The organism is Arenimonas sp. (assembly GCF_019459675.1).
GTDB lineage: Bacteria > Pseudomonadota > Gammaproteobacteria > Xanthomonadales > Xanthomonadaceae > Arenimonas.
The window spans coordinates 1-3,932 of the sequence record NZ_JAIBFH010000327.1; the positions used below are offsets into that span (position 1 = coordinate 1).

The following is a 3,932-nucleotide window of genomic DNA, read 5'->3' on the forward strand; positions in this document are numbered from 1 at the left end:
GCTGGTGACGGACTTCGATGCCGGTGAGCGCCGGTTCACGCGCCTGCAGTGGGCCGAGGAGGCCGACGAAAGCCGCGAGGCGCTGGCCTACCGCGCCATCGTGCGCGGCATCCGCGACTACTGCGGCAAGAACGGCTTCGACCGCGTCTGGCTGGGCCTTTCGGGCGGCATCGACTCCGGGCTGGTGCTGGCGCTGGCGGTGGACGCGCTGGGCGCCCGCAACGTCGCCGCCGTACGGCTGCCGTCGCGCTACACCAGCGACCTGAGCAACGACCTGGCCGACGACCAGGCGCGCCTGCTGCGCGTGCGCCTGGAAACCATCGCCATCGAGTCGCCCTTCGAAGGCTACCTGAAGGCGCTGGCGCCCATGTTCGGCAATCTCGAGACGGGCGTGGCGGAGGAAAACCTGCAGTCGCGCAGCCGCGGCGCGCTGCTGATGGCCCTGAGCAACCGCTTTGGCGGCCTGCTGCTCACCACCGGCAACAAGAGTGAATACGCGGTGGGCTACGCCACCATCTACGGCGACATGTGCGGGGGCTTCGCGCCCATCAAGGACCTCTACAAGACCGAAGTGGTGGCCCTGTGCCGCTGGCGCAACGCCCAATCGCCGGCCATCCCCGAGGTGGTGATCACGCGGCCGCCGTCGGCCGAGCTGCGCGAGAACCAGACCGACCAGGATTCGCTGCCGCCCTACGAGGTGCTGGACGCCATCCTGCTGCGGCACGTGGACCAGGAGCTGTCGATGGCCGAGATCGTCGCCGATGGCTACGACCAGGCGACCGTGGAGCGCATCCTCAGGCTGGTGCGCATCAGCGAGTGGAAGCGGCGGCAGTCGGCGCCAGGGCCCAAGCTGTCGCGCCGCGCCTTCGGTCGCGAGCGCCGTTACCCGATCACGTCGGGCTGGCGCGACTGAAACAACAACGCCGCCCGGAGGCGGCGTTGCGAAGATGCCCCGGCGGGGATTACTCGCCGTCGAAGGGGTTGATGCGGCTCAAGAAGCCTTCGCCCTTGGGCCAGCCCCGGCCGGTGAGGTAGGGGTGGTCGGCGTAGTTCGCTTCCAGCACCCGGCGGGTGTCGGCGGCCAGGTCTTCCTGGCCCAGGTTGGTGTAGGCCGTGGCCATCAGGGCCAGCGCATCGCCCTCGTAGGCGCTTTGCGGGTAGGTCTGCAGCAGGTACTTGCCGCGGTTGGCGGCGGCCACGTAGGCGTCCTTGCGCAGGTAATAAATGCCCACGCTCAGCTCGTGCTGCGCCAGCAGGTTGCGCAGGTAGATCATGCGCTGGCGGGCGTCGGGCGCGTAGCGGCTGTTGGGGTAGCGGCGCACCACGTCGGCGAAGTCGTTCAGGCTCTGGGTGGGCGCACCCAGGTCGCGGGCCGACATGTCCTGGCGGGCCAGGCGCAGAAGCAGGCCCGAGCTGCGGTCGAAGTTGATCAGCGCCTTGAGGTAATAGGCGTAGTCGATGTGGCGGTGCGTGGGATAGGTGCGGATGAAGCGGTCGATGGTGGACGTGGCTTCTTCGGTCTTGGACTGGCGGAACTGCACGTAGGCCAGCTCAAGCTGGGCCTGTTCGCTGTACACGCCGTACGGGAAGCGCGACACCAGGCGCTGGTAGTAGCGGCCCGCGCGGTCGAAGTTCTTGCCGTTCAGCGCCGATTTGGCCTCGGAGTACATGGCTTCGACCGGCAGGGTTTCGGTTTCCGCCTCGCGGTCGCCGAACAGCTTGCCCAGGCTCTGGCAGCCGCCCAGGGTCACCACAAGCATCAGAATAAGGAGAAAACGCGTCTTGCCGAGCAGTCGGGTCATCGGGATGGCAGGTCAGGGCGCTGGAAGCAGCAAGTTCGGGGATAATACCGGAAAGCCCGCTGTCGCCTCCATGAATGGGGGCGGGGGCCGCCCCTGGCCCTGACGAGACGCCCATGACCCCGCATTCCCAGCCCGACACCGAAACCGAAGCCGACGACAGCGAGCGCGAGCTGCTGGAGGCCACCATCCCGCTGGAGTCGGCCGGACGCCGCTTCGACCAGGTGCTGGCCGAGCTGTTCCCCGATTTCTCGCGCTCCCGCCTCACCGAATGGGTGAAGGCCGGCGACGCCCTGCTGGACGGCCGCCTGGTCAAGCCCAAGGAAGCCGTGCGCGGCGGCGAGCCGGTCACCCTGTCCATCCGCATCGAGGTCGAGACCGGCGAGGCCCTGCCCGAAGACATCCCGATCGAGATTCTGTACGAAGACGAAGACGTGCTGGTGGTGAACAAGCCGGCCGGCCTGGTGGTCCACCCCGGCGCCGGCAACCCCAAGGGCACGCTGGTGAACGCGCTGCTGCATTTCGACCCCCGCCTGTCGGGCCTGCCGCGCGCGGGCATCGTGCACCGCCTGGACAAGGACACGTCGGGCCTGATGGTGGTGGCGCGCACGCTGCGCGCGCACACGTCGCTGGTGGAACAGCTGTCGGGCCGCGAAGTGCACCGCCAGTACCTGGCCGTGGTCCAGGGCACCATGGTGGCCGGCACCACCATCCGCGCGCCCATCGGCCGCCATCCCACCGACCGCATCCGCATGTCGGTGGCGAAGGAGGGCACGGGCCGGGACGCCATCACGCACTACCGGGTGCGCGAGAAGTTCCGCTCGCACACGCTGGTGGAGTGCCGCCTGGAAACCGGCCGCACGCACCAGATCCGCGTGCACATGGCGCACGTCCGCCACCCGATCGTGGGCGACCCGCTGTACGGCGGTTCGTACCGCCAGCCCAAGGCCGCCACGGCGGAGCTGGCGGCGCGCCTGCAGGGCTTCAAGCGCCAGGCCCTGCACGCCGAGAAGCTTTCCTTCCGGCACCCGGTCACCGGCGAAGAAGTGACCACCGAGTCGCCGATGCCCGACGACATGCAGGGCCTGGTGCTGGACCTGCGCGTGGACACGGCCGAGGCCAAGAAGTAGGCCGCGCATGACGGCGCCGGCCTGGATTGACGCCGACTGGCCCGCGCCACCCGGCGTGCATGGGCTGACCACGCTGCGTGGCGGCGCCGGTGTTTCCCAGCCGCCGTTTGACCGGCTGAACCTTGGGCTGCGCTGCGGCGACGCGCCGGCCGATGCCCTGGCCAATCGCGCCCTGCTGTCGCAGTGGCTGGCGCTGCCGTCGCCGCCGCACTGGCTGCAGCAGGTGCACGGCACCGGCGTGCTTCGCTTCGATGGCGCGCCGGCGTCGGACGACGAACCTGTGGCCGACGCCGCCGTCACGTCCACGCCCGGCGTGGTGCTCGCCGTCCTCACGGCCGACTGCCTGCCGGTGCTGCTGGCCGCGCGTGGCGGCGGCGAAATCGCCGCCGCCCACGCCGGCTGGCGCGGCTTGGCCGCCGGCATGCTGGAGGCCACGGTGGCCGCCATGCACACCCCGGCCGCCGGTCTGGTGGCGTGGCTGGGGCCGGCCGCCGGCCCGGCGGCCTACGAAATCGGCGAAGAGGTCCGCGACGCGTTCGTCCAGCGCGATGCCGGCGCCACGTCGGCCTTCTTCCACACCCGGCCCGGCCACTGGCGCATGGACCTGTACGCGCTGGCCCGGCGCCGGCTCGCCGCTTGCGGTGTCACTGCCGTGCACGGCGGCGGGCGCTGCACCCTGGCCGAGCCGGCGAGCTTCTTCTCCCACCGCCGCGACGGCCGCAGCGGCCGCATGGCCACACTGGCCTGGATGTCGCGCTGACCGGATCGTGAAGTCCTGCCTTCCGGCACCATCGCCCGGGCCCGGGACTATGGCAATGTTGACGCTGACCCCGGGAGACCGCCGATGCGTTTTCGTTCCCTGCTGATTTGCCTGCTGCTGTCCGGCGCCCTGCCGGCGCCCGCGGCCACCGTCGCCGAAGCCGACGCCTGGCTCAAGGCCAAGGACGGCCGCGCGGCTCCGGCCATCGCCGCGCTGCTCAAGGCCGACCCGAAGAGCGCCGAT

Annotated in this window: 4 protein-coding genes; 3 read left to right on the plus strand and 1 reads right to left on the minus strand. The window is 70.5% G+C overall.

Annotation, left to right across the window (positions count from 1 at the left end):
* Window positions 1-913 (plus strand): NAD(+) synthase (nadE, locus tag K0M70_RS11020; RefSeq protein WP_290781906.1); only part of this gene is annotated, 913 nt, incomplete at its 5' end.
* A 49-nt stretch (window positions 914-962) separates the two neighbouring features.
* On the opposite strand, the gene K0M70_RS11025 is transcribed toward nadE, so the two are convergent.
* Entirely contained in the window at window positions 963-1,802 is an 840-nt protein-coding gene (locus K0M70_RS11025; protein WP_290781907.1) for an outer membrane protein assembly factor BamD, read from the minus strand.
* A gap of 113 nt (window positions 1,803-1,915) precedes the next feature.
* On the opposite strand from K0M70_RS11025, the gene rluD reads away from it, so the two are divergent.
* Window positions 1,916-2,929, plus strand: coding sequence for a 23S rRNA pseudouridine(1911/1915/1917) synthase RluD (rluD, locus tag K0M70_RS11030; RefSeq protein ID WP_290781908.1), 1,014 nt, complete (start codon window positions 1,916-1,918; stop codon window positions 2,927-2,929).
* Between the two features lie 7 nt (window positions 2,930-2,936).
* Window positions 2,937-3,689, plus strand: coding sequence for a peptidoglycan editing factor PgeF (pgeF, locus tag K0M70_RS11035; protein WP_290781909.1), 753 nt, complete (start codon window positions 2,937-2,939; stop codon window positions 3,687-3,689).
* Window positions 3,690-3,932: the final 243 nt, after the last annotated feature.

Bases quoted from the DNA above. Each gene is read 5' to 3' on its own strand.
- K0M70_RS11025 (WP_290781907.1), bottom strand. From the start codon at position 1,802: ATGACCCGACTGCTCGGCAAGACGCGTTTTCTCCTTATTCTGATGCTT.
- rluD (WP_290781908.1), top strand. From the start codon at position 1,916: ATGACCCCGCATTCCCAGCCCGACACCGAAACCGAAGCCGACGACAGC.
- pgeF (WP_290781909.1), top strand. From the start codon at position 2,937: ATGACGGCGCCGGCCTGGATTGACGCCGACTGGCCCGCGCCACCCGGC.